Raw genomic sequence first — 26,477 nt, 5'->3', positions numbered from 1 at the left:
TTGCAAAGGCAGGCGTGGATCACCACTTGGAATAGGACTGAAGGCCGAATAGTAAACCCGCTTCAGGGAAAAACCCTTATAAAGGTGCGAGGCCGTGGCCAGGATATCGGCATCGGTGCTGGGCGTGGCACCCACAATCATCTGCGTGGTCTGGCCACTGGGCGCAAAGGCGGGCGTCGACTTCAGAGTTTTTCGATCGGCTTTGACTTCCTCGATTTTCGTGGCAATGGAATCCATGGCCGATTCAATCTGCTCATGAGTTTTGGCCGGCGCCAGCTGATCCAGGTCCGCCTGCTTCGGCAGCTCGATGTTGGCACTTAAACGATCGGCCCAAAGCCCCGCCTTTTGGAGGAGTTCCGCCGAAGCCCCCGCGACAGCTTTTAAATGAATGTAACCTTGAAACTTATGATCCACCCGCAAGCGCCGGGCGACTTCGATCATCTCTTCCATCGTTTGGTCCGGGGTTTTCATCACGCCGGAGCTCAGGAACAGCCCTTCGATATAGTTTCTTTTGTAGAACTCCATGGTCAACCAAACCAGTTCCTCGACTGAGAATTTGGCACGTTTGACGTCGCTGGAGATGCGGTTGATGCAATAGGTGCAGTCAAAAACACAAAAGTTGGTGAGCAGTACTTTGAGCAGGGAAACGCAACGCCCATCCGGGGTGTAGCTGTGACATATTCCCATGCCTTCGGAATTGCCCAGGCCGCCCGGGACGTTCTTACGCTGAATCCCGCTGCTGGAGCAGGATGCATCATACTTGGCAGCGTCGGCGAGGATGGCAAGTTTCGAGCGAATTTCCATGGGGACCTCCCATGGGAAGATTACCATAATAAATTATGGATTCAACATGCAAAGGTATTTTTTTTGCAAGAGTTGCGCAGAATGGCAAAAGGCCGCCAACCGTGATTGGCAGCCTTCTTTTTAAGCCTTCTCTAATCGAGCTTATTGAGCTGGGTCTGGCTCTACGGCAGCTGCTGCGGCGCAGTTGGCATCGAGCTGAGTTCCTGAAACAGCTGTGGCAGCTCCGGGCGCTCCATCATCATGGTTACGCAAGTGGGCAGCCGCGCCTTGCTCGGAAATTGATATCGCAACCCAGGCCGCTTCTTCTTCATCAAAATGACAAATGGCCACCTTGGGTTTCGGTGCACTGAAGGCCTGCATCGAAATCAGAATGCAGGATGTGAGGGCCAGGACCGATTTTTTCATAGTGAAGACTCCTTCGTAAATCACATGGCGAAGCCAACAACGATGCTGGCTGACGAACTCAGAAGTCTTCGTCCAAGGGGCCCGAAATATTCATGACGTTTTGCGACGAGTAATAGGGTCAGGAATCAGGCCTTGTTGGAAATCTCGAACGATATTTATTTTTCAGGTAATAAAGGATCGTCCATACGAGCTCGTGGATTTCCCCATTTTTCCGCAAAGTTTTGGAGTAAATATGACTGGCAATCCCTTGGCACAAAACTGGAATAGAATCGCCTGTCAGCCACTTGCAAAGAAAGGGATTTTATATGCAGACAAAAAATTTCGCTCTCGTCGCAGGCATTCTTTTTCTAGTCATTGGTGTTCTCGGCTTTGTTCCCGCGTTTCGGATGATGCCTCCCGGACACGCACCAAACCTTGCTCTGGAAGGATCGTATGGCTATCTCTTTGGACTCTTCCCTATCAACGTCCTGCATAACATCGTGCACATCGCGGTTGGGATCTGGGGTCTCATGGCCTACCGCAACTTCGCCAGTGCCCGTGGCTATTCGAAATCCTTGGCCGTCGGCTATGGAGTCCTTGCCGTCATGGGTCTGGTCCCAGGCTTGAATGTGTTGGGTGGTTACCTTCCCCTGTTCGGGCATGACGTTTGGCTGCACGCATTGACCGCTGCTGTTGCCGCTTATTTTGGCTTTGCCAACCGTGCTTCCACCGACACCATTCATGGGCAGACTCCAACCGTTCATGGATAAGAAGCACGATAAGGCTCAGGGACTGGTGAGAATCTGGCGAATCAATTTTTCCATGCTTTCATGGTGGCTGCCTTTCCAAAAGACCTTGTGACAGCCGGTGCATTGAAAAAATTCGTTTGTCCATGTTCTCACCCCTGATGGAATCTGTCGGTTCGCTTGCGCTTCCTCCTCGGTCAGCCGAGCCAGAGCTTGATTGCAGCTCAGACAGCGAGTGAAAGGCTGGAAGAAATCTTGAAGTTTGAGGCGAACCACCACTTCCCGCAGCTGCTCCTGGGGTCGCGTCGACCGAATATAGGCGCCTGAATGAACCTCCTTCCGCTTTAAAAGACCTTTATCGCGGGTGAGGATGGTGCGCTCCTCCTGTTTGGAAATGGTTGCAATGGACGCGTCGGTGGCACCTTGGGCATACAGGGTATCAAACCCCAGCATCCGCAACAGGGGACATAGCTTTGCCACATTGTCATCCACTACAAATCGCGGGGACGTGACGAACTGAAATCCCGGATGCACGTGAATGTTATCCTGATCCTGAACAATATAATTCAGGTCGACGGTGACGCCGTGCGTTTGCACCCTATCAATTTCGACATGGGGAACGCCAAGCGATTCAATCAAATCCTTGATGGTACGTCGCCCTTGATATGTGACCGCAATATCCTTCTGCAGCTGATGCCGCGGGAGAAAGTCATTCAATTCTTCATGGAAACGAATTGTTACCGACGTCGAGTCCATGGATTCTCCTTGTCGTGACGGCCTTTTCAAGCCTGGTCCTGGTCAGGTAGGCCTTGACCTGCCGTGTCCTCAGTCGCGATAATAGCCGATGGCAGATGCGTCGAAAACCAACACATTGAGCCGTTTCTGCAGCAACCCACTTCATGCGGTGTCCTATGCAGCTTGTGACCGGAAATCTTCTGCACTGCCTTCCGACCAGCCCTGTGCAACTGGAATATAGCCCCCAGACCACGTTGCTGATCGATGATCACGGCAGAATCCAGGCCAAAGGCGGGCTCGCCGCGCTGCAGAAGCTCCATCCCAAAGCTCCCGTTATCGACTATCAGGACCGGCTCCTGATCCCTGGATTTCTCGACACCCATATCCATTTTCCACAAATGGACATGATTGGCTCCATGGCTCACTCCCTGCTCCCCTGGCTGGAAAAATATACATTCCCCACGGAAATCGGCTATCGGGGTCGATCCGATCTTATGCTCCGAGCCGCTCATCTGTTTGTGGATGAGCTGCTGAGCAATGGCACCACGCTCGCCTGTGTTTACAGCAGCTCGAATCATGACGTGACGGATCTTTTGTTTGAAGTTTTTGCGCAACGCGGGCTACGTGGTATTATCGGTAAAACCAGTATGAATCGGCACGCTCCCGACGCTCTGCTCGTGCCTCTGGCGGATGATATCGCTCAGCAGAAGGCCTTGCTGCAGCGCTGGCACGGTTTTGATCAAAGGCTGGCCCTGGCCTTGACACCGCGCTTTGCCCCGTCGTGCACGCCGGATCTGATGCAGGCCTTGGGCGAGCTTCATGCCCAATATCCGGATACCTATATTCAAACTCACTATGCAGAAAACCTTGGCGAACTTCTCTGGATTCAGGAACTCTTTCCCCAGGCGCGTGACTATCTGGATGTTTACGAGTCCTTTGCCTTGATTGGCAGTCGCACAATTCTAGCCCATGGCATTCACGTGGAAGCCGACGCCATCAGGCGCCTGGCTCAGCACAAAACCATGATCAGTCATTGCCCGACCTCGAATCTGTTTTTGGGCAGTGGACTCTTTGCTTGGAAAAAAATGGAGGAGCATGGCGTCCCCATCTCTCTCGGTACTGACGTCGGCGCTGGAACCAGCTTTTCCCTTTGGCAGACGATGAATGAGGCTTATAAGGTGGCGGCGCTGCGGGGCGAGATCATCCAGCCCGTGGATCTTCTGGCAGCTGCGACCTTACAAGCGGCGCAAGGTTTAGGCCTGTCTGATCTTGGTTCATTGGAAGAGGGTTATCAGGCTGATTTTCAGGTCATCGATGTGCGCGCACGGCCCTTACTGGACCGGCGCATTAAGATCAGTAACAGCCCTGCGGAAATTCTCGCCGCGTTGATTCATCTTGCCGATGACCGATGTGTGGAATCGGTCTGGGTGAATGGTAAAGAATTACGATCCACTTAATGCAGCCACAGCAGCAAAGCTGAAAGTGCGGCCATGATCCAGGTCGCGATCGAGAGTTCACGATAACGGCCGGCCGAAACATAAAGCAGAACATGACTGATCAGGCCCCACAAAAGACCCTGGGTGATCGAGAAGGTGAGAGGAATGAGCACCAGCGCCAGGAAACTGGGAATCAGGTCTTCGTAACGATTCGACTTGAAAACCTGGGCAGCGCCCTTGATCATCATAGCCCCCACCAGAATCAAAACTGGGGCTGTGGCATAACCGGGGACAGCACCTGCGAGAGGCGCAAGAAACAAACAGGGCAAAAACAGAAGACCCGTGACGACGGCGGCTCGACCGGTCTTGCCACCGGCCTCGATGCCCGCCGCACTTTCGATGTAAGCCGTGCCTGCTGATGTTCCCAGAATACCAGCCATGAATGTGGCGCAAGCATCCACCAGCAATCCACGCTTTAAATTTTTAGGTTCACCCTTCTCATCCACCAGCCCAGCCGCTTGCGATACACCCGACAGCGTCGAAATTGAATCGAATAGATCCGTCATCATAATGGCAAAGATCACAGCAAGGTATTCCACCCGCAACGCACCGAGAATATCCAGTTGAAAAAGCGTGCTGGAAAAATCCGGGGTGCTGACCAGCTGTTCAGGAATGGCAACCAGACCCAGCAAGGCAGCCAGCCCAGTCACGACAAATATCCCGAGCAAAAAGGCGATCGGCCAGCCCTTCTGCAGAAAGACGGCCATTACAAAAAGGCCAAATGCGGCCAGCGTGCTCGATGTGGTCCACGCTCCAAATTTTACGAAAGTGACCGGATCCGCCACGACCAGACCCGCATTCTTTAAGCCGATAAAGGCCAAAAAAAGGCCGATACCCATAGCGGCTGCCGCACGCAGATGGGCTGGTATCGCGCCCACGATGGCCATCCGCACCGGCAGCACACTGAGCAGTAAAAACATGACGCCGGCCCAGAAGACCAAACCCATGGCCACCGGCCAAGGAATTTGCCGGCCTAAAATTACACTGAACGTCAGGAACGCATTGAGCCCCATGCCCGGCGCCACGCCAAAGGGAAGTTTGGCATAGAGTCCCATCAGGATACTCATGCTTGCTGCCAGCAAAATGGTGGCCGTCATCACACCGGCAAATGGCAGGCCCGTGCCCTCTGTCGAGAGAATCGCGGGATTCACGACCACGATATAGGCCATGGTCAGGAACGTTGTGAGACCACCGATGAGATCGGCTCGAAGCGAAGGGACTGAACTGTGACTGGGTGCGTTATGCATACGATTCTCGTTCGCAAAAGGGCATTCTTCCATTTCCAACAGCCCCAAACAATTGCATAGCCCTGCAATCTGTGCAAATCCAAAACAGGCGCCGCTGTGTCGGTTGACCTTCGATTCTGCATCCTGTAGCCTCACTTTTAGCGACTATTTTGATGATTGAGCCAGCAAGGACTGCCTTATATGTCGATACGCTCTTTTCTTCGCTTTGCATTGAACGGCGCCATCCACGAGGTGAGTGGAGCGGACGCCTCGATGATGCTGGCTGATTACCTCCGCACCCGTCTTTACTTGAGTGGAACCAAGATCGTTTGTGCCGAAGGAGACTGTGGAGCCTGCACCGTTTTGCGGGCTTTTCCTGGGACTGGCAAGGTGCGCGAGCTGCGCTTCGAACCCATCAATGCCTGCATTACCATGCTGGCTCAACTGGATGGATCGCACCTGATTTCCGTGGAAGCGTTGGCTCAGGACCAGACTCTCTCTCCCGTTCAGGACGCCATGGTTCGGCAGCAAGGCAGTCAGTGCGGATACTGCACGCCAGGTTTTGTGATGGCGCTGTGTGGACTTTTTGAAAAATGCACCACAAAACCCGATGCCCAAACAGTAAAAAATCATTTGACGGGAAACCTATGCCGCTGCACGGGTTATACCCCTATCGTGGAAGCCGCATTAAGTCTGGATCCCGAGAGCCTGCCGCCCCTGGCGGAACGATTTGTGACAAGCCGCGTGGTCAAGGCGCTCAAAGAAACCCAATCGGTCGCCGTTGATGTCACGACGCCTCATGGTAAAATCCTGGCTCCTGTGCACTTTGCTGATGTGAGCACGCTCGTTAAAAAATATCCCAAGGCCAGCTTGCTCGCATCAGGCACCGACCTTGGAGTCCAGCTCAATAAAGGCAAGCGCCAGCTGGGTGATATCATCAGTCTGCATCTGGTCCCTGAGCTTTATCAATCCACGCAGAAGGGCTCCCTTTATCAATTCGGAGCCAAAGTCACGCTGGAGGAAGTCAGGGTACGTTGCGCCAAAGGCATACCTGAATTCAGTTCGCTGCTGAATGTTTTTGCGTCGCCGCAGATTAAAAATTCCGCGACTCTGGTCGGCAACATTGCCAATGCTTCCCCGATTGGTGACACTCTCCCCTTTCTGCTGGTCGCTGACGGCAGTGTAACCGTTGCCAAAAAACGCGGAACCAGGGACATTCCCATGACCGAGCTGTTCCTGGGCTATCGGAAGCTGGCTTTAAAAGATGATGAGTGGATCAGCTCAGTCGCCTTTCGTGCGCCGCAGAAAACGGAGCTGTTGCGGCTCTATAAGGCTGCGACACGCAAGGATCTGGATATCTCGACGGTGAGTATGGCTATGCTCTTTGACTTAAAAAGAAATCGCAAGGATAACCGACTCGTGATCAAGTCGGCTCGCCTGGCCCTTGGGGGTGTAGCCGCTATTCCGCTGCGCCTGCCCAAGGTGGAAGCGTTCCTGCAGGATAAAATTTTGGATCAGGTCCTTGTGGATGAGGCGCAGAGGATTCTACAGGAATCCATTCAGCCCCTATCGGATCATCGGGGCAGCTCGGCCTATCGACGTCTGCTCGTGCAGGGCTACTTTCAGCAGTATTGTGATGAGATCATGCAGCGCCAGGAGGTGGAGCATGCAGCCGCCCATTCTTAAACCCACTCCAGGAGCCGCGCACGAATCCGCGCATGGTCACGTGCGAGGTTCCGCTGAATATGTGGATGATCGACCGCGTGAGGCTCGCGAGTTGACCGTGGGTTTGATCTGGAGTCCGCATGCCCATGCGCGCGTTGTCTCCATCGATGTCAGCCGGGTGCAAAAGTGGGAAGGACAGGTGTGGATTTTTGATTATAAAGCGCTGGCCCACAATACCTGGGGCAGTATCTTTCAGGATCAAAATTTTCTGGCCGTCGATGAAGTGCATTTCGTGGGTGACGTCGTCCTCGTGGTCGCAGCTGAAAATCCGATTATTCTGCAGGCTGCCTTGCGGGAGATTCGGGTCGACTATGAAGTCCTTCCGGCCATTCTTTCGATTGATGAGGCCGTGGCGCAACAGAGTTTCATCGGCGCGGAACGAAGAATTGAACGCGGCGACTGGCAACCGGGTTTGGAAACGGCGCCGCATCGGCTTCAGGGGACAATTCAGATCGATGGGGCGGATCACTTTTATTTGGAAAATCAAGCCGCCATTGCCTATCCTCGTGATGGTGGGGTCATGGAAATCCATTCCTCAACCCAGCATCCCACCGAGGTTCAGCATCTGGTCGCAGAAGCCGTGGGACTGTCGCACAAGGATGTCGTCTGCATTGTGAAGCGGCTTGGTGGTGGCTTTGGTGGCAAGGAAACTCAGGCGGCGCCGATCGCTGTCTATGCAGCCCTGGTGGCCAAAGCCTGTCAAAGACCAGCCCGTCTGGTCCTGGACAAGGACACGGACATGATGATCACCGGGAAGCGCAATCCCTTCCAGGTGCATTACGATATTGGTTTCACTGATGAAGGTGAGATTATCGCGCTCGATGGCCATCTCTATTCCGATGGCGGTGCCTGTGCCGATCTTTCGACAGCCATCATGGAACGCGCGCTGACTCACGTGGACAACGCCTATTTTATTCCAGCTGCTCGCCTGCGGGGCCAGGTCTGCCGCACGCATATTCATCCGCACACAGCCTTCCGTGGATTCGGAGGACCCAAGGGTGTGGCTCTGATTGAACAGGCCATCGAAGCCATCGCGCATCATTTGGGAATGGATTCGTATGATGTGCGTTTGAAAAACGTCTATCAGCATCCGCACCGTAACACCACTCCTTACGGTCAGCATGTGGAAGGGAATGCTCTTCCCCTTTTATTTGAAACACTGGCGGAACGCTGTGATTATCGAGCGCGCCGTCAGCAGATCAAGGAGCAGGCGGACCCGAAATCTCCAACCTTGCGAGGGATCGCACTGACTGCGGTCAAATTCGGGATTTCCTTTATCACGCGCTTTTTGAATCAGGGCAATGCCCTGGTGCTTTTGCATCGGGATGGAACATTTCAGGTTTCGACAGGTGCCGTGGAAATGGGTCAAGGGGTTCAGACTAAAATTGGCAGTCTGGTGGCCGCCGAATTTGGCGTGGACCTGTCGGCGGTTCGGGTTATGCCCACGCAAACCGATAAAAACGCCAACACCTCGGCTACGGCCGCTTCCAGCGGGACCGATCTGAATGGTTCAGCCGCTCTGGTGGCGTGTCAGCCTTTAAAAGAACGCTTGAGCAAAGTCTTTGCCGCTTTGGTTGAACTTGATCCTGAACTTTGGCCGAGTCGCACGATTGGACCCGGGACGCGCCAGGACATGGTCTGGGACAGGCCGTTGACCCGACCCATTGTTTTTGAGGGTGGCCGCGTATTTGCCAAGGATCAGCCGGAGCGTTCCCTGCCTTTGCTGGATGTCATTCGGGAAGCCTGGTTTAATAGGGTTTCTCTGAGCGAGTATGGCTTTTTCAAAACGGAAGGTCTCGACTTCAATAAGGTCACGGGTCAAGGCACATCGTTTCTTTATTACAGTCAAGGTGTGGCCTGCAGCGAAGTCGAAGTCGATCGGCGCACGGGTGAAGTGAAGGTCCTGCGAACTGATATTCTCATGGATTTGGGCCGCCCTATCAACTACGACCTTGAGGTCGGACAGATTCGAGGTGCGTTCATCCAGGGCATGGGCTGGGTGACAACGGAACAGCTGGTCTATGATGCCAAGGGTAGCCTTCTGACTCATGCACCGAGTACCTATAAAATCCCATCTGTGCACGATATCCCGCGAGATTTCCGTGTGGATCTTTTGCAATCGGATGAGCCTCGCACGATGCATAGGGGCAAGGCGGTAGGGGAACCTCCTCTGCTGCTGAGTTTTTCGGTCTGGGCGGCCATCATGAATGCGATCCAGGTCACGTCCCTGCCCATTCCCGCAAGCCGTGAGCGTATTCTGCGGGCGCTTTATCCGGAGCGATTCGCCAGGTGGGAGAAAGCTCCGTGACAACGCCCCAATTTTTCCGCCGTATGCATGAACTCAGCGAGCAGGGTGAAGCCTTTGTGGTTTGCACAATGCTCACCAGCATGGGGCATGCTCCTCAGGAACCTGGAGCCAAAGCGTTGATAACCTCTGCAGGTCTTGCGGAAGGGACTGTAGGTGGCGGAAAATTGGAAAATCGGGCTATTCTGGAAGCGCGCAGGATTCTGGAGCATCCTGACCAGCAAAGATCTCCAACGATTTGCGATTGGGATTTGCAAAAGGATATTGGCATGTCCTGCGGGGGTCGAGCCACTTTGCTGTTCGAAGTGTTTGGAGCCAAAGCGTGGAATATTACAGTGTTTGGTGCAGGCCATGTCGCGCAGGCCCTCTGCCGCGTGCTTCTGCCTTTGAACTGTCGCTTGACCTGTGTCGATACCAGACAGGATTGGATTGAACGCCTGCCTGAGGGTCCGTATTTTACGCGTCACACAGTGGATGACATGGCAGCTTTTGCCACAGATCTCGCCCCAGGCACCTTCTGCGCTGTTATCACCATGGGTCATGGAACAGATTTGCCTGTTCTCAAGGTTCTTCTGGCTCGTGATGATCTGCCCTTTGTGGGATCGATTGGCAGCAAAGTCAAAGCCCGGGCGATCAAAGCGGATCTGGCTCGAGCCGGCTTGGATCCCGAGCATATTCAACGTTTGCATTGTCCCATCGGTTTGGATCTGGGATCACGCCTGCCCGAGGAAATTGCCATTAGCATCACAGCCCAGCTGCTCCTGGCGCGTGACACACCAGGAGTTTCCATCAGTCGATCAGCCGGCAAAATTTCTACCAGCGGCTGAAGGCCAGCAGACGGTTCAGGCCACCATCAGGAAAGGTTTGAACCCGCAGAACCTCAAATTTCCTTTCATCCTGAATGTTCCATAATTTTTGGCTGCCTGCGAAACCTTTGACCCAGGTGCGTGGCACAAGGTCCACCCATTCGTCTCCCCATTGCCCCTGCACGGACATTTCCAAAGGGTTATTGTTGACGAAATACGTAAAGTCGGCGACCAGGGTTTCGAGACGAGCTGACTTCGCGAGACGGATCACGACCTCTTCATGATGCCCCGGTTTCCGACTGCGAGCCGATTCCAAACCATCGAACATGTTCAAAGGCCGGTAAGGTGAAACCACCTGAATGGCAGGACCGTAGTGTTCATTGGATGCACGCAGGACCGTGGCTCCCAGGGCTGCCGAGGCAACATTCACGCGGTCACCGGATTTGAGACGGGCGCGATTGGCTTCCATATCCTTTGGCTGAGCGTGATAAGGCAGACTCATGGGTTTTCTGGTTTGAGGGATAGCCTCAGGGAAACGCTCGCAACGCGCCTCGCTGAGTGGCTTATATCGTTGGCTTTCCGCTGCCGGCAGATCGCTGTAGAGTCCAAGTCGGGTAAAGCCACCGTCCGGGTAATTTTGAACCCGAATGCTGGTATAAACGGAGCTATCAGACCCTCGATCGATCAGAAGTTGAGCGTGGCCTTCCATGGGAGTCATAGGAAGTATTTCCAACCAATGACCAGAACTGAATCCCATCAAACGAATAAAGGCCGCCTGATTCCCTAGATGAAACTGAGTGGAAAGCCTTACATAACGAATCGGCCCGGGCTTGACCAGGTCCAGGATCAGCTCATCATAGGGCCGGGCATTGTGTCGAACCGTTTCCCAGCTATCCATAATCTTGCCTTCCTTGCCGAATAACGCTGGATCAAAGGCAGGTTCGTAAGGACTGATGAGATTCTCGGCGCGGCCAAACAGCTGATTGCTGACCTTCACCATACGGGCGCCCGTCACAAGATTGAACGACGCCAAGGGCGATGGCGTGCCTTGACGAAGAATGGCTTCGGGAAGGCGCGGATAAAAGGCTTTAAACACCAGCTCACGATAACCTATGTTGACCACTTCCTCGGGCTTGAGGCGGCTGGGATCAAAACGGCTGGCAAATTGAGCGAAGTCCACACCTTGCATATCAAGGAGTTTCAAGGCCTCCTGGGCCACCTCGGCATTAAAGAGGACACCCGAGAAATCACCATTGCAGAGCGTAACCACACCCTTGCCACGGTCCGGACCTGCAAAGCAGTAGAGATAAAGACAACGGAATCCATCATTGGCACCTTGATGGATGGCGAGACGATTATCACCGGCTTCTGCCACGAATACACCAAGGCCCATGTTGCAACCCATAAAGTCCTGACAACCCTGATCGGTTCCATAAAGCATCAGCCGTGCCGTGTCGTGCGATAGGGGACCGGAACCTTCCAGATTATGGTAGGCCTGGCCGAGATGAGTCAGGAATTTTCCCAGCGCGGCACTGGTCCCCATCGCTCCGGCTGCAAAGGCTGGAAACATAAGCCGCCGTCCTGGTACCAGCTGCCCATCGTCTCGCAGGCCATCGGCGTAAATTTTTCCAGGGATGGTTTCCTGCTGAAAGCTGAAATCCTGCATACCGAGGGCATCCAGAAAAGGGCGCGTGATGGCATCGATGGGTCGACCTTCCATCTCCTGGATCACATGCTCCAGCACTAAAAATCCGGCGCCGGAATATTTGAACACTTCCCCCGGAGGATTGATGACGGCGACAGGTTCATAACCGTATCTGGAGTTGCCTCGCAAAAAATCCTTGATAGGCGGCATGGATTCGGAAGCAGGTACACCTTTCACATAATGCAGGTTCAGGGCCTTATGATTCATCAGATGAGCAAGCGTCACTTGATCGCCCCAGGGACCTGGCAAACGAAAATCGGACTTTGTTTGCGCAAGCAGTTGGTTCACCGGGCTGTGAAGACTGAAGCCTTTCCTGGCAAAGTATTCCAGCGCAAAGGCTGAGGCCACAGACTTGCTCAGCGAAGCCACTTCAAACCAGGTCTGTTCGTCAGCATCCAGGCAAAGATCCTGTCGTGCATCGGGGGTCAGGAGTGAAATCATGGCCGATGCAATTTTATGTTTGGCCTTCAACTTCGGAAAAATCTCAAGACGAGCCGCATAGGGACTGGCCATAAAACGTTTTCGGGCAATGGACCAAAGAGCCGTCCGGGCGTTGTCCAGCTCCTGCTCTTTGGTGTTATGGATTCTTTGCTTGAGGACATCCAGCAGCTCCTTGCCGCTTTTCCCTTGGGCCGAGACCAGAAACTTGATCCCAAATTTCTGTTTATAGTCCTGTCCCATTTTTTGCAGTTCCATTCGAATCGCGTCCTCGTCCTGAAAGACGGCAGACTGCTCTTGGGCTGCCATCGAATCCAGGGTCTTTTTGGATTCCCCGATATCGCCATGAAAAGCTGCGGCCGCGACAAGCTCTTCGAAACTCAACTTCTTTACGAGATTTTCTCCCTGGGCCAAATCGGGAACAAGGGCGCGGGACATGACCGCGGCAAAATTCTGATGACCGAGACATTCGAACCAGGTAATAAAACGCTCGATCGAAGGTTCAAAGGTCAACCGATCAGGATCGATGGCTTCCAAGGCCTGCCACGGATCATCCGATTTACGCAGCTCGTCCACGGTAAAAGGCAAAAGAAGTTCGCTGACAAATTCCACAGGTTTCTCATCGGTCATGAAACGCAGCATGAGTTTGAAGGCGATTGGATACCATTGAGCTGTGTGCTCGTTCCATTTCACCTGCACAATCTTTTGCGCATGGGAAAGATCCTTGCGGATAAAGGTCAGTTCCTCAAAGGCGATCCGCAGAAAATCATGCAACGGAAAACGCCCGTGTCGAATCTCGTGCCACACTTCCCAGCGCGAGCGCTCGGTGGTCGCGAGATCATCCATGACGCGGACAGGAATACCTTCCAGGCTGGCGGGAAGCGCCACACAGCCGTTGCCGGCGAGCCAGTCGGCGAGATACTGCAGACATTGGAAAACATTATAACGGATCTCTTCCGGTCTATGATTGCGTGTGTTTTCGTCCACTTTCAAATCCGTGACGATCAAAGAACGCGCGTAGAGAGGATGATCCGGATCGAGGCCTTCGATATCCGGCCCATCCACAAAACGCTGAACCTCTTCAGCATGTGGCGCCAGGAGCAGGCTTTGAATCAGCGTTTGCAAATGCCCGGTCTGTCCAGCCTGCCTCTTCTCCCAGGCCGCCACCAGCGCCAGCCCAATCCGCACGAAATCGGGATGGGCGACCCAGAAGCCTGAAAGTTTCCTCTTCAATTGCGTGATCACATCTTTCATGTAACCTTTCAAAGTCACTTGAAACGAAGGACTGGCGAGGTCCGATGAGGATGGTAAAACTCCATACATGCCACCAACCTTGATCCCACCGCGGGGGCCGACCACATCAGCCAGCAGCCGATGCGAGGCCTTGATGTAGCGAATCACAATGTTCGGGTCTGTTTTGGAGGGGATGCGATAATTCCTATCCTCCTTGAAAAGGCGCGCGGTCGAGGCCAGATAATCGTGCCAGCCGAGGGAAGCGCCGGCGAAGTAAGGATACAGCGCATCCATGATCTCATGAACGCGAAAGATGGCGCGCGGATTTTCCAAAACGATCATCAGGCGAATGGTGCCCTTTTGATAAGATGCATGCAGCTTTTGCAGTTTGGTTTCGGTGGCCGACACCATCCGATGGATGTAACGAGCTTCGTCTTCTGTTTCGAGCTTGGGCACATAAAATACCAGGGCTTCGGGCCTTTGCCAATTATGGAAGACATGCAGGGCAAAATCGTAAAGATGCAAAGGCACCGGCGTTTCACCTTTAAAGAGAAACGCGCAAGGCAAGGCCAGACCAGGGAATCGCTTGATCGGCAAGGCCGGGCGATCCTTGCGGAGTTCATACTTTTTCCCGCTGCCTTCATCCGCTGCCGTCAAGGTTCCATCAAAACAGCGGCTCAGATTTTCACCCGCTGCAATCAAATCATTGCGCAAAGGCGTCTTGGAATCTTCATCATCCGCACCCCACTTGGGCAGATAAGGGCAGTCGCGCAGGATTTCTTCCACAATCGCGGGTTCATTCGGCAATTTGCGATGATAGGAGTTGACCGCATTAATCGCCATCTTCGCTGTGTCTGGCGGCCCAAAGAGCGTGACATGCGGACCTTGCAGGTAAGGCGGGAGAGGCGCAATGGGCTCACCACCAAGCTTGACATAATCAGGACGCTTTGGCCCAAACACGATGCGGCCATTGCCATCTTCCAGGCCCAGAACAGTTTGATAAGCGGGCGATAAAAAATCCCGCTGCTGCTCTTCGTTAAAAAGTGTGAGCGCAAGGCATCTTTGGTCAATAAAGGCCCGATCCGCGTCCCGAGATTCCAGAACGAGGTTCAGATCGTGCAGCAGCTCATCATGCAGTTCACTTAGAAATTGCAGGGCGTCCGCCGTTTCCAGACCGCCGGATGGCCCCACGCCCATGAGCCCCGAACGGCCGGACACGGGTGTGGCTCGCTGCAGGAGGTATCGTTTCAAACCCGGTGACAGGAATTTTTCATAATAGGGAATATCGGACATGGGCCACCTCGATAATTGATTCCTGATCCGTTACAAGGGCGCAGGTTAGCCCTCTTATCTTCGCATGAATCGGAATGATGATTCATCGACAAAAAACCTGTGTGTGCCCTGTAAGCCTGATCGTGGTTCGTCCTTGACCAGTCCAGAGGGCTTCGATAAGCTGACGCTGGATCCGTATTCCCGCAACAGGAAAGAGACCATCCATGGGCCGACTCACTACACATGTTTTGGATACGGCACACGGCAAGCCCGCGGCTGACCTGACCATCACACTCTATCAGGTGCGTGAAGGCCAACAACTGGAAAAAATTTGTCAAACTGTAACCAATCAGGATGGCCGCACGGCGGAACCTCTCTTGCAGGGGCCCCAGTTTAAAGCCGGCACCTTTGAATTGGTTTTTGAAGTGGCGCCCTACTTTTTGAGAATCGGGGCCAAAGTCAGTGAACCACCCTTTTTCGACCGCATCAGCATTCGCTTCAGCATAGCGGACGCCGCATCCCATTATCATGTTCCCCTGCTTGTATCACCGTGGTCCTATTCCACCTACCGGGGCAGTTGAGGAGGTTTCGTTGGAATCCTATTTGATGGACTGGGCCCTGATGCTGCTGCGTTGGGTGCATGTGATCACGGTTATTGCCTGGATCGGCGCTTCCTTTTATTTCGTCTGGCTTGATAACAGCCTGGAAAAACCGCAGGCCCCTGATCTTCTGCAGAAGGGTGTCGATGGCGAGCTCTGGGCCGTTCATGGCGGCGGCTTCTATAATCCACAAAAATATCTGGTAGCGCCCCCATCCTTGCCGCCCAATTTGCATTGGTTTTACTGGGAATCCTATTCCACGTGGCTTTCCGGGTTTGCGCTCTTTATTGCCCTGTACCTGATGAACGCTCGCACCTATATGATCGATCCGCAGATTTTTGCGATGTCGGAATCCACGGCCGTTCTAATCTCGCTCGGATTTTTGGTGGCGGGTTGGTTGGTTTATGAAGGCATCTGCCGTTTTCTAGGACGACGGCCCTGGTTCGTGGCCGGGGCTCTGGCGCTTCTGATCGCGCTGGCCAGTTATTTGGCAACGCAAATTTTTCAGGGCCGCGCCGCGTTTCTCATCGTGGGCGCAATGCTGGCCACGATAATGACGGCCAATGTTTTTTTTTGGATTATTCCGGGCCAAAGGCGTGTGACTGCAGCCATGCGTGCCGGTGAGAAAGTGGATCCAATCTATGGACAACGTGGCAAACAACGCAGTGTTCATAACACCTACTTAACTCTTCCAGTGCTCTTCGCCATGCTCTCGAACCATTACAGCTTGATGTATAACCATCCGATGAACTGGCTGGTCCTGGTTCTCATGATGGTGGCAAGTGTTTTGATTCGGCAATTTTTTCTTTTGAAACATAAAAAGAAAATCAACTGGTACTTCCCGTTGAGCGGCGTGGCCATCATGGTCGGGGTTTTGTTTTGGATCGCACCCGTACCTAAGCCTGTTCAAGCGCAGGATGCCGCTGTTCCCGATACACAGCGCATCATGGAAATCGTTCAAGCCCGCTGCACAGGCTGCCACGCCACCCAACCTGTCTTGATGGGCGGGCCCGCACCCAAAGGGGTCATCCTGGAAAATTCAGCCGATGTGGAACGACATGCGATCAGCATTTTTATTCAGACCGTGCAGACCAAAATCATGCCGCTCGGCAACATTACACATATGACCGAAGATGAGCGGGCCGAGATTTCGCGTTGGTTTGCAAGCCGAAGTGCAGCACCTTAAGTAACGTGATCAAGGCACGATGTGATAAATGCCTTTGCGAAACTGCTGGACATTGTCCTTGCCTTTTTCATAGCTCCAGACGAGGGTCCACGTAACAGTAGCCAGGGTGCCACCGGCCCCAAACTGCGACAGGGGTATCGACGTGCCATCGATGACTTTCGTCAAGGACACATCCAGGGCCAGAAACCCCACCTTGGCTTGAGCCATATTCTGCGAGCCATAGTTGTTATCAGGATTGGCTGGCATCACCATTTGCCCACAGAACATCAGCTGCGACGACGCGAGGCGCAGGGGAAGCTCCGGGCCTTGCCACGCTTTCAAATACGATTTGGACTGGCGGCAGGCGTCGAGGGCTGCCTTGGCTACGGGATCAGGTTGTGCCAGGTATTGCATCGTTACAATCTTGCTATTCCCTGCGGGCTTGGCCCAATTGAGACCAATCCCTTCCCCAAGGTTCAGATCAGCATTGAGGAGTGTCGCCAGACCTGCAGGATTGGTATTGGCCGTCGTCAGGATTTGCTGGAGGGTTTTGCTGGATTTGCTTTTCACCACGGAAACGATCTGGGTGTGAGCATCCCGACTGGTGCCCTTGAACATGATCTTCTGCGCTTTGTTTTGCGAAGCCATGATGAAATAACCGACGATACTGAGGAGCACCAGGGAAACCATGGCTTCTACCAGTGAAAAACCTGCCTGTGATGGACGGACCACGCGCATGGGCTACTCAAATGAAGTAAAGGAACTCGCATCCTTGATCAGGAGACTCTCAAACTTACTGACTTTCTTATCCGTACGGGTAATCGGATCCACGACCAGCAATTCCGTGATGATTTCGACTTCGTCGGGATCCGATCCATTTTTAAAACAGACCGAAGCTGCAGCCGGCATATCAGGTTTCTGGGTCCCGCTGGGAATCAACTGGGTCTTATCCTTGGCCTGAATGCGAGTCACCTGCCGTTGCGATGAGTCGCACTTTTTACAGCGATTCAGCAGGGCGTCAGGCGCTTGAAAAGCCAAATCGTTTTTCACACAGATCGTCTCAATCACCACCACTCCACTCGGCAGGGTCAGGCTCAGTTGGTTCGGAGCGGAGACAGTCCTGGCTGTGTGCCGTTTGAAATAGTGATTCAGACGGCCGCTCAGTTCCTGGGAAACATCAGCATGATTCTTACGCAAATTATCCCGCATACTGCTTTGCTGCGCCCTCAGCATCATCTGCCTGACTCCCATACCAATCAATCCGAGCAAGGCTACGGCGATCAGCATTTCAACCAGGCTAAATCCTGAATTTGATTCAACTTTCAAGGTATTCCTCGATGGTTCACACGGGGGCCTCTGCTCTTCGACAGAAAGCGCGGTCACGTTTAGGGGTCGCGCTTTTTCCAGAATTTTATAAACCATTTCAACTGCTTGGCAAAGGCAGTTAAGTGCCCGAGCGCTCCGACCGATTCTGATACCTGGAGCCAACTGCCAAAACTCAGGAGACGCTATGCGAAGCTCAAGCCACCGGGAATCCGGCTTCAGCACGATGGGCCTGGTTATTATTCTAGCAGGCGTCGCTGGTGTTGTGGGCGGCTATAATATGCTTCGCTCGCAATCCGTGCTTAAGGCTTCGGATGTACGCAATGCCGGCCAGGAAGCTGGTGATATGAACTTCAATGCCTTCAACGTTTATCAGGCACTCGCGGCAGGCACAACTCCCGCGATTTTTCCGGATCCTTATTTGCCGGTGAATAATGCTCGCATGGTCGTGAGTTCGAAAGCCACACCCAATAATCTTTGGAAAGGCGCGACGGACACGATTACGATCTTTTCCACATCCTATCATGGCAATCCTCAAGGCACAAAAACGGCCACCGAAATCAAATCCGTGCAGCTGGAAAAAAAGAATCCGGCGCGACCCTATTTAATCACCCATGCCGATGTCAAAGCCAAAACCACCGTCGGCATGGCTTTGACCAAATCGAACAAGGATATCAATTCCACAGCAACGGTGAACCTGCCGCCGCCACCGACTCCGGACTGTATGATTGGTTTTACCGGAACACCATCCACCCAGCCCTTCACCTGTCTTAAAAAAGCGGCTGTCAAGCAACCCGCAAGCGATCCCAAAACAGGGCTGCCGGTGCTCGACCCCAAAACAGGTGAGCCTGTCGTCATCGAAACGCCTGCCGTTTTTGGAAGCTGCTCGGGAGCCGCTCTCGCCTGGAGTTTTGATACCGATGTGGGCCAGACGGTTACGGCCCATTTCTTTGGTAACGGCGTGATCGTCGATGCCAATATTCAGCAAATGGCCGGCTCGACCCAACCCTTGAGCTTTGCCGGCGGCCCGATCCCCAAAAACTCTCAGGCCATTCCCTATCCCGGCGCCAATCGCGTTGAGGCGAAAAATGCCAAGCTTCGCGACGTAACATTTGTTGCGACCAGCAGCAGCTGGATGGAATTGAATGTGATGGGGCCGGACGGCACCGTTGGCAAATGTACGGCGGGACTCCACGTGAATATGGGGCCTGCTCTCAATACCGAGGCCGATTCATGGGGTTCCGAGACTCTGGTTCAGCTTGCCGATGGTTCGCATAAAAAAATATCCCAGCTCCAGTTTGGTGATCGTGTATGGAATCCTCAATTCAAGGAAGCGGCCTCGATCGTCCATATTCACGAAACGGCGCCCACGAGTTCCATGGTTGCCCTCGATCTTGGTTCCAGCGTCGTGCATGTCACCAGTCATCATCCTTTCCTAAGCCAGCGGGGGCTTGTCCTGGCCCAGGATCTGCGCGCCGGTGATCAGTTGCCCGCAGCCGATGCCTCCTGGAAAACCGTGGTAGGGAACCGTGCTTACCGACCCGCCGAAGGCTACAAAGTCTATGATGTATTCTTGAACTCACCACGTTCGGCAAGGGATCGCCTTATGAATGTGGAAGGCCTCCTCGTACCATCTTATGAGTGGCAGAGTCAGCTCGCGACACTGCCGTCCTCTACGTTATTTGACATGCCGCAGCTGCCAAACCTTTGGTAGGAGCCTGCTGCAATCTTTCCGCATGATTTCGTTCCTTCAAACGTTCCGTTGATGACCTTACTTTGAAGAGGACGACAGCGCGATGTTTGAACCGTTCGGCTATACCGATATCTTCTTCTCGATCCTGGAAATTGTTTGTTTAATCGGACTATTGAGCCTTTTTTTTGCCGAACGGAACAGTTACGGACGGGACAGCATTGGTCGGGAACCTTGGACGAGGATCCTTTTATATGACTTTTTGACTGGTTTTGCCTATTCGATCTACTGGCGCCTGAAGGTCACGTATGCCCTGCATTCCCGGGATCGGCTCTCGCGCCTGGAGTGGATTCTTCTGCTGGGTGCTCTCTTCATTCTCAATGAATCCCTGCCGAGTGTTTTTCTGGTGATGACCGTTTGGGATTTTGTTATTCGCAGCAAGATTCACAACAGAACTCGCATGCAAGGCGATTGGTTTTGGACCTTTCTGTGCGGCCACCTCTATCTCGCCAGTCTTGTGGAGCGAAGCGTGGGCCTTTTGCCGGCCGATTTCCGGATGCAGCGTGCCGATCGCCGACGCAAATTTATCAAGATCTACAGTTTTAAGGCTGCGATCGCTCTTATGATCGTCGCACTTTCCTATATTAGCCTTGTGCAATGGCGCCAGAAAGAATTCGCCAAGCTCCCCTACGAATCGGTCGATCGTTCGGGCTACTGGCATGAGGTATCGGAGCAGTACGAGACCATTTATTCCATGGACAAAAACGGTCATAAGGAGGTCCATAGCCTGATCAGACACAAGGCGAATGGATCATCCAATGAATGGATTCGACACGATGTGGACACTAAAATTCATAATGGACTGTTGCATAGTTGGAACTGGTTCAGCTGTGTCAGCACAAATCAGGTCATCGAAATGAAACCGGGTCTTCTGGTTTTCAAAAACAATGAAGATAAAACGGTGATTGAAAATCGACTTAAAATAGAGACTTTTGATGACATCAAGCGTGACTTTCTCGTGCATGATAGCGATGAGGCAGGCTGGGAGCTTGGACAGCTTTTAAAAAGTCCGTGGGGTTGTGAACTGGGTTTTGTCAAACAAAGCTGGCAGAATGCAGTGGATTTCGCAACAGACTGGATTCCGCAATTTTCGTTCTAAATGGATCAGGCGGAATTAGACCGCCTGCGCCAAGACGAAGCCTTAAACGTTATCTTTCAGCTTGATATCAGACCGGCGGCGCTGGGTTTCCAGCCACTTGCTGAGGAGCTTATTCATCTCCTCCTGGCGAAGCTGGTTTTCAAGTTGCGGTTTCATCTTCAGGTATTCATCACTGCCCGAGAACTCACGCTTGGACACATAGAATATGGAATACCCCATCGGTGTTTCGATGGGCCTTGTGTAACGGCCTTCATCGAGTTCACGAATGGCGTTTTGAAACAGCGGCGCAAGGTCCTTCAGGAAAACCTGGGGCATGAGCCCACCGTTTTCGCGCGCCGATTCATTATCAGAATAAATTTTCACAGCTTTTTCGAAAGGCATGCCGCCTTCGATTTCCTGATACACTTTTTCGACCAGCTGCTTTTTGCCGGTTTTCACAGCGTCCACCGCACCCGACGGCACGGCAATCTGCAACTGGCGCAGGGTCAGACGGATATTCTCCGCCATGGTTCCTGAGTTGCGCAGGTAAAAGCTCTGCACATCACGATCGGTGATTTTCACCTGAGGCATGATTTCACGACCCTGAAACTGATTGATGATCATCTGCGTGCGAAAGTCATCGCGGTACTGATCATAGGTCATGCCCTGCTGACCCAACGCTTCCATCAACTGTTCGCGGGTGAGATTGCGGCGGGTGAGGAAGCTTTTAATTTCCTCATTCAAGGCTTCGTCGGTGACCTCGATATCGAGCTCATCGGCTTTTTGCATGATCAATTTTTTATTGATGAGATCATGGATGGCGACCTTGGCCGGCGGATCATTTTCCTGGGCTGGCCAGGGCGAGACCTCGACCAACGGGCCTTTTTCAACCTTGCTCTGCACTTCGCTCACGGTAATCGCATGGCCATTCACTTCGGCAGCCAGTCGATCGATCAATTGCTCAGCCGCCATCAAAGGGCAGCTGAGGAGCAGCAGACCAATGACAATGTGACGCCTTACAGCGCCCGCGAAGACTTGATTGGTATGGTATTCAGAGCCATTTCTACCCATTTTTTATATTCCTCGTCCTGTCGCTTTTTCTTCAGGATTTCCTGAATGCGCCCTTTGGCGGCTTCAAAGCTCAGATCAGCTTTGGGGTACTTTCTATCTAGCATAATAATGTGGAAACCATAAGTTGACTTTAAGATTCCCTGGATTTCCCCCGGCGTCATTTCAAAAGCCACCTCGAAAACCGAAGGCATATCGGACTTGGCAAAAGGACCCAGCAGTCCCCCCTCCTTGGCCTCGGGTGAAATCGAGACTTCACGGGCTATACTCTCGAAATTATGGATATTCACGCGAGCCCGGGCCTTTTTTGCTTCGGCTTCAGAGGCCAGCACGATCTGACGTATCCTGACGCGGGTCGGTTCGTGAAACTCACTTTTATGCGTCAGGTAGTATTCTTTCATCTCGGGTTCCATCAGCACGATCTGACCGGCGATGCGCTCTTTCAAATACTGATGCAGGATATCTTTTTCACAGAGCATGGACTTCAGCTGATTGCGAGTTTTCTCATGACCAAACAGATCGCCCTGCTCACGGACCGTGCTGGTCCACTGTTCAAGACAATGCGTGAAACGGCTGGGCTCATTGATGTTGAACTTCTGATCCGAGGCAATGAACTGATAAAGCAGTTTGCGCTCAATCAGGTCCGCCATGATCTTATTATAAAGTTCAAAAACCGGCTTCTCCGGGGCCTTGGCCTGTCCGGTTCCACCTTCCGCGCTGGGAGCCGCATTCAGTTGCTTCAGATAAAAATTATATTCCCACTCAATGTCCTGAGGCGTGATTAAATAATCACCGACATAAACGGTGAAATCCAAATCCTCCAAGGTTCCATCCTCAGCCTGCTTCCCCAGAAACAAGGTGCCGGTATGAAAGATCTTCCATGTGAAATAACCAACCAGGAAACAGGCGACCCAGGCACCCAAAATCACGTAACGTTTCCTGAACATCGAAACTCCTTATGCATCCAGGGTCAAAGGCAGCAGAACTTCAATGAGACGCTGCAGGCTGGCCCCAGGGGGGACCTGTTTAAGGTGAATCATAAGACGGAAGTCAGCGGTCAGGCTGATGGTCCCGGCATGCTTCTGGGTGGCTTCGGTCAAACGACCGATATGATTTTCCTTGAGCTGCGCAAACCGTAGTTCAAAAAGTCCCTCGCGCAACTGCTGCAGCTGCTGAGCCCTGAGTTTTCGCAGGATGACTTTCAGAGCCGCGACCTGGAAGAGGTTTTGCGCATCAGGCGGTGGCACTCCAAAGCGATCCCGTGACTGGTGCACCAGAGCTTCGACTTCCGCCACATCACGGGCACTGAAAAGATTCTTGTACAGCCAGAGGCGCTGTTTCTCTTCGGCGACATAGGTGGCCGGCAGGGACGCAGAAACGGGGAGTTTGATTTCGGGATCAATCTCGGGCTCGACCTCGCGGCCACGCAGCGCATCCATTTCTTTTTCCAGCAATTCCATATACATATCAAAGCCCACATCCGCGATGTGACCGCTCTGCTCACCGCCCAGGAGGTTGCCTGTGCCGCGCAGTTCCATATCGTAGCTGGCAATCTGAAAGCCCACGCCAAGCTCGGTATGGGCCGCAAGAATCTCCAGACGGCGCCGCGCATCATCACGATCCGCCAGAGCCCCTCTGGTCAGAAACCAGGCATAGGATTGCCGACTCGAACGCCCCACCCGGCCCCGCATCTGATACAGCTGAGCCAGGCCGAATTTATCGGCATTATTGATGATAATGGTATTGACGTTGGACATGTCGATCCCGGACTCGATAATGGTCGTGCAGAGCAGGACCTTATATTTCTGCTGAATGAAATCTATTATAACCGATTCCACATTGTTTTCCTGCATCTGGCCATGAGCGATCGCAATACTCACGTGGGGCAGCAGTTTTTGCAGGAAATTTTTGACCTCGACGATATCCTGGACCCGGTTATGGACGAAAAAGACCTGACCCCCGCGGGAAATTTCCTGTTCAATGGCCTTTTGAATCAATTCCTCTTCGAAAGGCGCGACATAGGTCCGGATCGCGAGCCGCTCGGTCGGTGGCGTGGCAATCACGGAAATATCCCGAATCCCCAGCAGCGACATGTGAAGGGAACGGGGAATCGGGGTCGCCGTCAGAGTCAGGACGTCACACGAGGCCTTGATGTTTTTAATGGCTTCCTTATGCCCCACTCCAAAGCGCTGCTCTTCATCCACGACCAGCAGTCCGAGCCGGCTCGGTTTCACATCCTTGGAAAGCAGGCGATGCGTGCCAATCAGAATATCCAGCTTGCCTTCATTGAAAGCCGCCAGCGTTTGCCGCATCTGCCCGGCCGGAACAAATCGATTGGCGACTCCCACTTCAATCCCGTAGTTCTTCACCCGTGCCCGGAAGGTTTCGTAATGCTGATAACTGAGGAGCGTTGTCGGCGCCAGGACCATCACCTGACCGCCGTCTAAAGCCACGCGCATGGCCGCGCGTAACGCGACCTCGGTCTTGCCGAATCCCACATCCCCGCAGACCAGCCGATCCATGGGCTGTTCGGACGAAAGGTCGGCATTGACTTCGTCTATGGCTTTTTGCTGATCGGCTGTTTCCACATAAGTAAAATCAGCTTCGAATTGATAGTAGATATCCGATGGAGGACTGAACGGATCACGCTTCTCCAGTTTTCTTTGCGCATAAATACGCAGGAGGTGATCCGCCATATCCTGGATGGCTTTACGGGCCTTGGCTTTGCGTTTTTGCCAGCCCGATGATTGCAGTTTATCGACCGAGGGCTGCAGGTCCTCATCAATCTTGCTCGCATAACGCTGCAGAAGATTCATGCGATGCACAGGCAGATAGAGTCGATCCTGCTCGGCATATTCAAGGATCAGGAAATCGGTTTTGACGCCGGCCACCTCCATGGTGCGCATGCCGATATAACGACCAATGCCATGATCCACATGAACGACCAGACTGCCCGGCTCGATATCATTAAATGACTTAAAAGCATTGGCCGAGGATTTGGGTTTGCGTTTGGCAACCTGATAGCTTTCGCTGAAAATCTGGTGCTCGGGCAGGATCAGGAGGGCTTCCCGCTCCTCCCAAAACATCTGCGGGACGTTGCCGATAGCAATGGCAATCGGCTGTTTCCACCTGTTTCGGCCCTTCAGACTCGCGACACCTTTTTCCGTGAGGATGGAAAAAGCAATATGATGATGCTGCAGGACACTCTTCATGCGGAGGATATGTTCTTCCTGCCGAACCAGGACCAGACACTGCCTCGCGGTATTGGCAAAATCGGCGAGACGCTCCATCCAAAAGTTCACACTGGCCTTTTCCGTGGCCGCCGGCGGTACCAGGTCGGTGGGCAGAAGACTGGCGAGGCGCCATGTTTCAACCCCCTCCCTTTCGATCGGATGACCCCATTCCACGGTGGACGGCGCCGCCTGCAGTTTCGCCTGAAACGAGGCCATGGATAGGAAATGTTCCTGCGGATCGAGCGAAGGTCGTTTCGCCAGGCGATCATCCGCATACTCGGATTGAATCTTCTGCAAAAACTGCTGCAGCCTTTCCTGGCATAGATCGAGCGAGTCGACAAAGACGAGGCGGTCCTGCGATCGCATGAAATCCAGGAGGCAGGCGCCCCTTCGTTCGCGAAAAAGAGGCAAAAAGAGGGGAATATCTCCGATCGCATGCCCGGCCGCGAACGCATCGACCAGCCCTTGGCGATCAGATGTATGCAGATCCTGATCGAGCAAAGCCTCATAGAGCTTTTGCGCATCGGCGGACCGGCGTTCCCGCGGCAAAACCTCCTCCCACACCGGAGCGAGCCAAAATCCGTCACAGTGATCCATCGACAGCTGGGTTTCCGCGGCAAACCGCCGAATGCTGATCAGGGTATCGGCCATAAACTCAAGTCGCATCGGGCCTTCCGCCGCCGGGCTGAAAATATCCAAAAGACCGCCACGAACAGCGTATTGACCCGCTTCCTCCACCTGCGCAACCTGCCGATATCCATGCTCCTGCAGGCGACTGAGGATAAAATCCACGTCGTAGTCCTGGTCCTTTTGCAGATAAAGAAGTGCTTCGACCAGCTGCTCGGGATCGCAGGTTTCCTGAACAAGTCCCGCAAAGGACACCAGGGCCAGGCGCAGGCGTTGATGTTGCGACTGGAGTCCACAGAGGACACGCATGCGTTGGTGGCGAAGATCGCTTTGATTGGCGTGACGCTGCACACCCCAGAGCGAGAGGGCCTGCAGATTGGGAATTTCGTCCTCAAGATTGCAGTTGACCCGCAGGAGCTCCTGCCACTCATGAAGGCGTTTGGGATCGGCCACGACCAGAATGAGACAGCCATCATCCGCTGGTGAAAATTGATAATGATGAGCCAGGGCTGACGCCAACCAACTTTTCTGTCCTTCCTGCAAACCCATGATCTGCAGCTTTTTCCGCAGCTGTTCCGGCGCCAATAGGCTGTCGTAAAGACTTAATATACTCGAATGCACTTGCACTTGACTTCTACCTTGTCGTGCGTCTTTGGAAAAAACCCTGAAGCCCTCAGCTCGGATGCTTGAGACACCTCGGGAAATACTATAAGAGTCTAAACGAGAAATTTCACCCTCCGCGTATCGCACAGAGTGCAA

At 53.3% G+C, this 26,477-nt stretch carries 19 protein-coding genes; 9 read left to right on the top strand and 10 right to left on the bottom strand.

The genetic code is table 11. The annotated features are described in order from the left end of the window. Both VE954_RS17075 and VE954_RS17070 read right to left on the bottom strand, forming a co-directional pair. On the bottom strand, positions 1-804 hold an 804-nt coding region (locus tag VE954_RS17075), incomplete at its 3' end, for a putative DNA modification/repair radical SAM protein (protein WP_324954905.1). A gap of 141 nt (positions 805-945) precedes the next feature. Further along, positions 946-1,209 carry a hypothetical protein gene (locus tag VE954_RS17070; RefSeq protein ID WP_324954903.1) on the bottom strand — a complete coding sequence of 88 codons (264 nt, stop codon included), beginning with the start codon at positions 1,207-1,209 and terminating at the stop codon, positions 946-948. Between the two features lie 305 nt (positions 1,210-1,514). Here VE954_RS17070 and VE954_RS17065 point away from each other — a divergent pair, with 305 nt between their 5' ends. After that, complete coding sequence (locus VE954_RS17065) at positions 1,515-1,958, top strand: DUF4383 domain-containing protein (RefSeq protein WP_324954901.1); 444 nt, start codon at positions 1,515-1,517, stop codon at positions 1,956-1,958. 15 nt (positions 1,959-1,973) lie between these two features. On the opposite strand, the gene VE954_RS17060 is transcribed toward VE954_RS17065, so the two are convergent. Then, positions 1,974-2,690, bottom strand: coding sequence for a Mut7-C RNAse domain-containing protein (locus tag VE954_RS17060; RefSeq protein ID WP_324954899.1), 717 nt, complete (start codon positions 2,688-2,690; stop codon positions 1,974-1,976). A gap of 155 nt (positions 2,691-2,845) precedes the next feature. Between VE954_RS17060 and guaD the strand changes: the two genes are divergently transcribed. After that, positions 2,846-4,126 carry a guanine deaminase gene (guaD, locus tag VE954_RS17055; protein ID WP_324954897.1) on the top strand — a complete coding sequence of 427 codons (1,281 nt, stop codon included), beginning with the start codon at positions 2,846-2,848 and terminating at the stop codon, positions 4,124-4,126. On the opposite strand, the gene VE954_RS17050 is transcribed toward guaD, so the two are convergent. Continuing rightward, on the bottom strand, positions 4,123-5,412 hold the full coding sequence (locus tag VE954_RS17050; protein ID WP_324954895.1) for an NCS2 family permease: 1,290 nt from the start codon (positions 5,410-5,412) through the stop codon (positions 4,123-4,125). The two genes, guaD and VE954_RS17050, sit on opposite strands and share 4 nt — an antisense overlap. A 180-nt stretch (positions 5,413-5,592) precedes the next feature. On the opposite strand from VE954_RS17050, the gene VE954_RS17045 reads away from it, so the two are divergent. The 3 genes from VE954_RS17045 to xdhC are packed head-to-tail and all read left to right on the top strand — an operon-like array spanning position 5,593 to position 10,248. Further along, positions 5,593-7,077, top strand: coding sequence for a xanthine dehydrogenase small subunit (locus tag VE954_RS17045; protein WP_324954893.1), 1,485 nt, complete (start codon positions 5,593-5,595; stop codon positions 7,075-7,077). Beyond that, positions 7,058-9,424, top strand: a complete 2,367-nt coding sequence (locus tag VE954_RS17040) for a xanthine dehydrogenase molybdopterin binding subunit (RefSeq protein ID WP_324954891.1) — start codon at positions 7,058-7,060, stop codon at positions 9,422-9,424. Before VE954_RS17045 ends, VE954_RS17040 begins: the two co-directional genes overlap by 20 nt. Beyond that, positions 9,421-10,248, top strand: a complete 828-nt coding sequence (xdhC, locus tag VE954_RS17035) for a xanthine dehydrogenase accessory protein XdhC (protein ID WP_324954889.1) — start codon at positions 9,421-9,423, stop codon at positions 10,246-10,248. The genes VE954_RS17040 and xdhC overlap by 4 nt, the downstream gene beginning before the upstream one ends. On the opposite strand, the gene VE954_RS17030 is transcribed toward xdhC, so the two are convergent. Continuing rightward, complete coding sequence (locus tag VE954_RS17030) at positions 10,235-14,896, bottom strand: serine hydrolase (protein WP_324954887.1); 4,662 nt, start codon at positions 14,894-14,896, stop codon at positions 10,235-10,237. The genes xdhC and VE954_RS17030 overlap by 14 nt on opposite strands. A gap of 203 nt (positions 14,897-15,099) precedes the next feature. Between VE954_RS17030 and uraH the strand changes: the two genes are divergently transcribed. Both uraH and VE954_RS17020 read left to right on the top strand, forming a co-directional pair. After that, positions 15,100-15,456 (top strand): hydroxyisourate hydrolase, encoded by a 357-nt coding sequence (gene uraH / locus VE954_RS17025; RefSeq protein ID WP_324954885.1) that lies wholly within the window; start codon positions 15,100-15,102, stop codon positions 15,454-15,456. 10 nt (positions 15,457-15,466) lie between these two features. Next, entirely contained in the window at positions 15,467-16,660 is a 1,194-nt protein-coding gene (locus VE954_RS17020) for a urate hydroxylase PuuD (protein WP_324954883.1), read from the top strand. 9 nt (positions 16,661-16,669) lie between these two features. Here VE954_RS17020 and VE954_RS17015 read toward each other — a convergent pair whose 3' ends face one another. Further along, on the bottom strand, positions 16,670-17,377 hold the full coding sequence (locus VE954_RS17015; RefSeq protein ID WP_324954881.1) for a prepilin-type N-terminal cleavage/methylation domain-containing protein: 708 nt from the start codon (positions 17,375-17,377) through the stop codon (positions 16,670-16,672). A 3-nt stretch (positions 17,378-17,380) separates the two neighbouring features. After that, entirely contained in the window at positions 17,381-17,965 is a 585-nt protein-coding gene (locus VE954_RS17010) for a prepilin-type N-terminal cleavage/methylation domain-containing protein (protein ID WP_324954879.1), read from the bottom strand. A gap of 184 nt (positions 17,966-18,149) precedes the next feature. Between VE954_RS17010 and VE954_RS17005 the strand changes: the two genes are divergently transcribed. Both VE954_RS17005 and VE954_RS17000 read left to right on the top strand, forming a co-directional pair. Next, the gene (locus VE954_RS17005; RefSeq protein WP_324954877.1) at positions 18,150-19,676 is read left to right on the top strand and encodes a hypothetical protein; all 1,527 of its coding nucleotides are present in this window, start codon (positions 18,150-18,152) and stop codon (positions 19,674-19,676) included. A gap of 82 nt (positions 19,677-19,758) precedes the next feature. Beyond that, a complete protein-coding gene (locus VE954_RS17000; protein WP_324954875.1) occupies positions 19,759-20,811 on the top strand; it encodes a hypothetical protein in 1,053 nt (350 codons plus the stop codon). Positions 20,812-20,853: 42 nt separating this feature from the next. On the opposite strand, the gene VE954_RS16995 is transcribed toward VE954_RS17000, so the two are convergent. The 3 genes from VE954_RS16995 to mfd are packed head-to-tail and all read right to left on the bottom strand — an operon-like array spanning position 20,854 to position 26,339. After that, positions 20,854-21,861 carry a SurA N-terminal domain-containing protein gene (locus VE954_RS16995; RefSeq protein ID WP_324954872.1) on the bottom strand — a complete coding sequence of 336 codons (1,008 nt, stop codon included), beginning with the start codon at positions 21,859-21,861 and terminating at the stop codon, positions 20,854-20,856. Continuing rightward, positions 21,807-22,805 (bottom strand): peptidylprolyl isomerase, encoded by a 999-nt coding sequence (locus tag VE954_RS16990; protein WP_324954870.1) that lies wholly within the window; start codon positions 22,803-22,805, stop codon positions 21,807-21,809. The genes VE954_RS16995 and VE954_RS16990 overlap by 55 nt, the downstream gene beginning before the upstream one ends. 9 nt (positions 22,806-22,814) lie before the next feature. Continuing rightward, positions 22,815-26,339, bottom strand: coding sequence for a transcription-repair coupling factor (mfd, locus tag VE954_RS16985; RefSeq protein WP_324954868.1), 3,525 nt, complete (start codon positions 26,337-26,339; stop codon positions 22,815-22,817). Positions 26,340-26,477 lie beyond the last annotated feature (138 nt).

This window comes from Oligoflexus sp. (assembly GCF_035638955.1).
In the GTDB taxonomy this organism is placed as follows: Bacteria; Bdellovibrionota_B; Oligoflexia; order Oligoflexales; family Oligoflexaceae; genus Oligoflexus.
Note: the sequence above shows the minus strand (reverse complement) of the source record. Positions and strands in the feature narration are given on the sequence as shown.

Excerpts from the sequence above, each read along its gene's own strand:
- VE954_RS17070 (WP_324954903.1), bottom strand. The coding sequence starts at position 1,209 with ATGAAAAAATCGGTCCTGGCCCTCACATCCTGCATTCTGATTTCGATG.
- VE954_RS17065 (WP_324954901.1), top strand. The coding sequence starts at position 1,515 with ATGCAGACAAAAAATTTCGCTCTCGTCGCAGGCATTCTTTTTCTAGTC.
- VE954_RS17060 (WP_324954899.1), bottom strand. The coding sequence starts at position 2,690 with ATGGACTCGACGTCGGTAACAATTCGTTTCCATGAAGAATTGAATGAC.
- guaD (WP_324954897.1), top strand. The coding sequence starts at position 2,846 with ATGCAGCTTGTGACCGGAAATCTTCTGCACTGCCTTCCGACCAGCCCT.
- VE954_RS17050 (WP_324954895.1), bottom strand. The coding sequence starts at position 5,412 with ATGCATAACGCACCCAGTCACAGTTCAGTCCCTTCGCTTCGAGCCGAT.
- VE954_RS17045 (WP_324954893.1), top strand. The coding sequence starts at position 5,593 with ATGTCGATACGCTCTTTTCTTCGCTTTGCATTGAACGGCGCCATCCAC.
- VE954_RS17040 (WP_324954891.1), top strand. The coding sequence starts at position 7,058 with ATGCAGCCGCCCATTCTTAAACCCACTCCAGGAGCCGCGCACGAATCC.
- VE954_RS17030 (WP_324954887.1), bottom strand. The coding sequence starts at position 14,896 with ATGTCCGATATTCCCTATTATGAAAAATTCCTGTCACCGGGTTTGAAA.
- uraH (WP_324954885.1), top strand. The coding sequence starts at position 15,100 with ATGGGCCGACTCACTACACATGTTTTGGATACGGCACACGGCAAGCCC.
- VE954_RS17015 (WP_324954881.1), bottom strand. The coding sequence starts at position 17,377 with ATGCGCGTGGTCCGTCCATCACAGGCAGGTTTTTCACTGGTAGAAGCC.
- VE954_RS17005 (WP_324954877.1), top strand. The coding sequence starts at position 18,150 with ATGCGAAGCTCAAGCCACCGGGAATCCGGCTTCAGCACGATGGGCCTG.
- VE954_RS17000 (WP_324954875.1), top strand. The coding sequence starts at position 19,759 with ATGTTTGAACCGTTCGGCTATACCGATATCTTCTTCTCGATCCTGGAA.
- VE954_RS16995 (WP_324954872.1), bottom strand. The coding sequence starts at position 21,861 with ATGGGTAGAAATGGCTCTGAATACCATACCAATCAAGTCTTCGCGGGC.
- VE954_RS16990 (WP_324954870.1), bottom strand. The coding sequence starts at position 22,805 with ATGTTCAGGAAACGTTACGTGATTTTGGGTGCCTGGGTCGCCTGTTTC.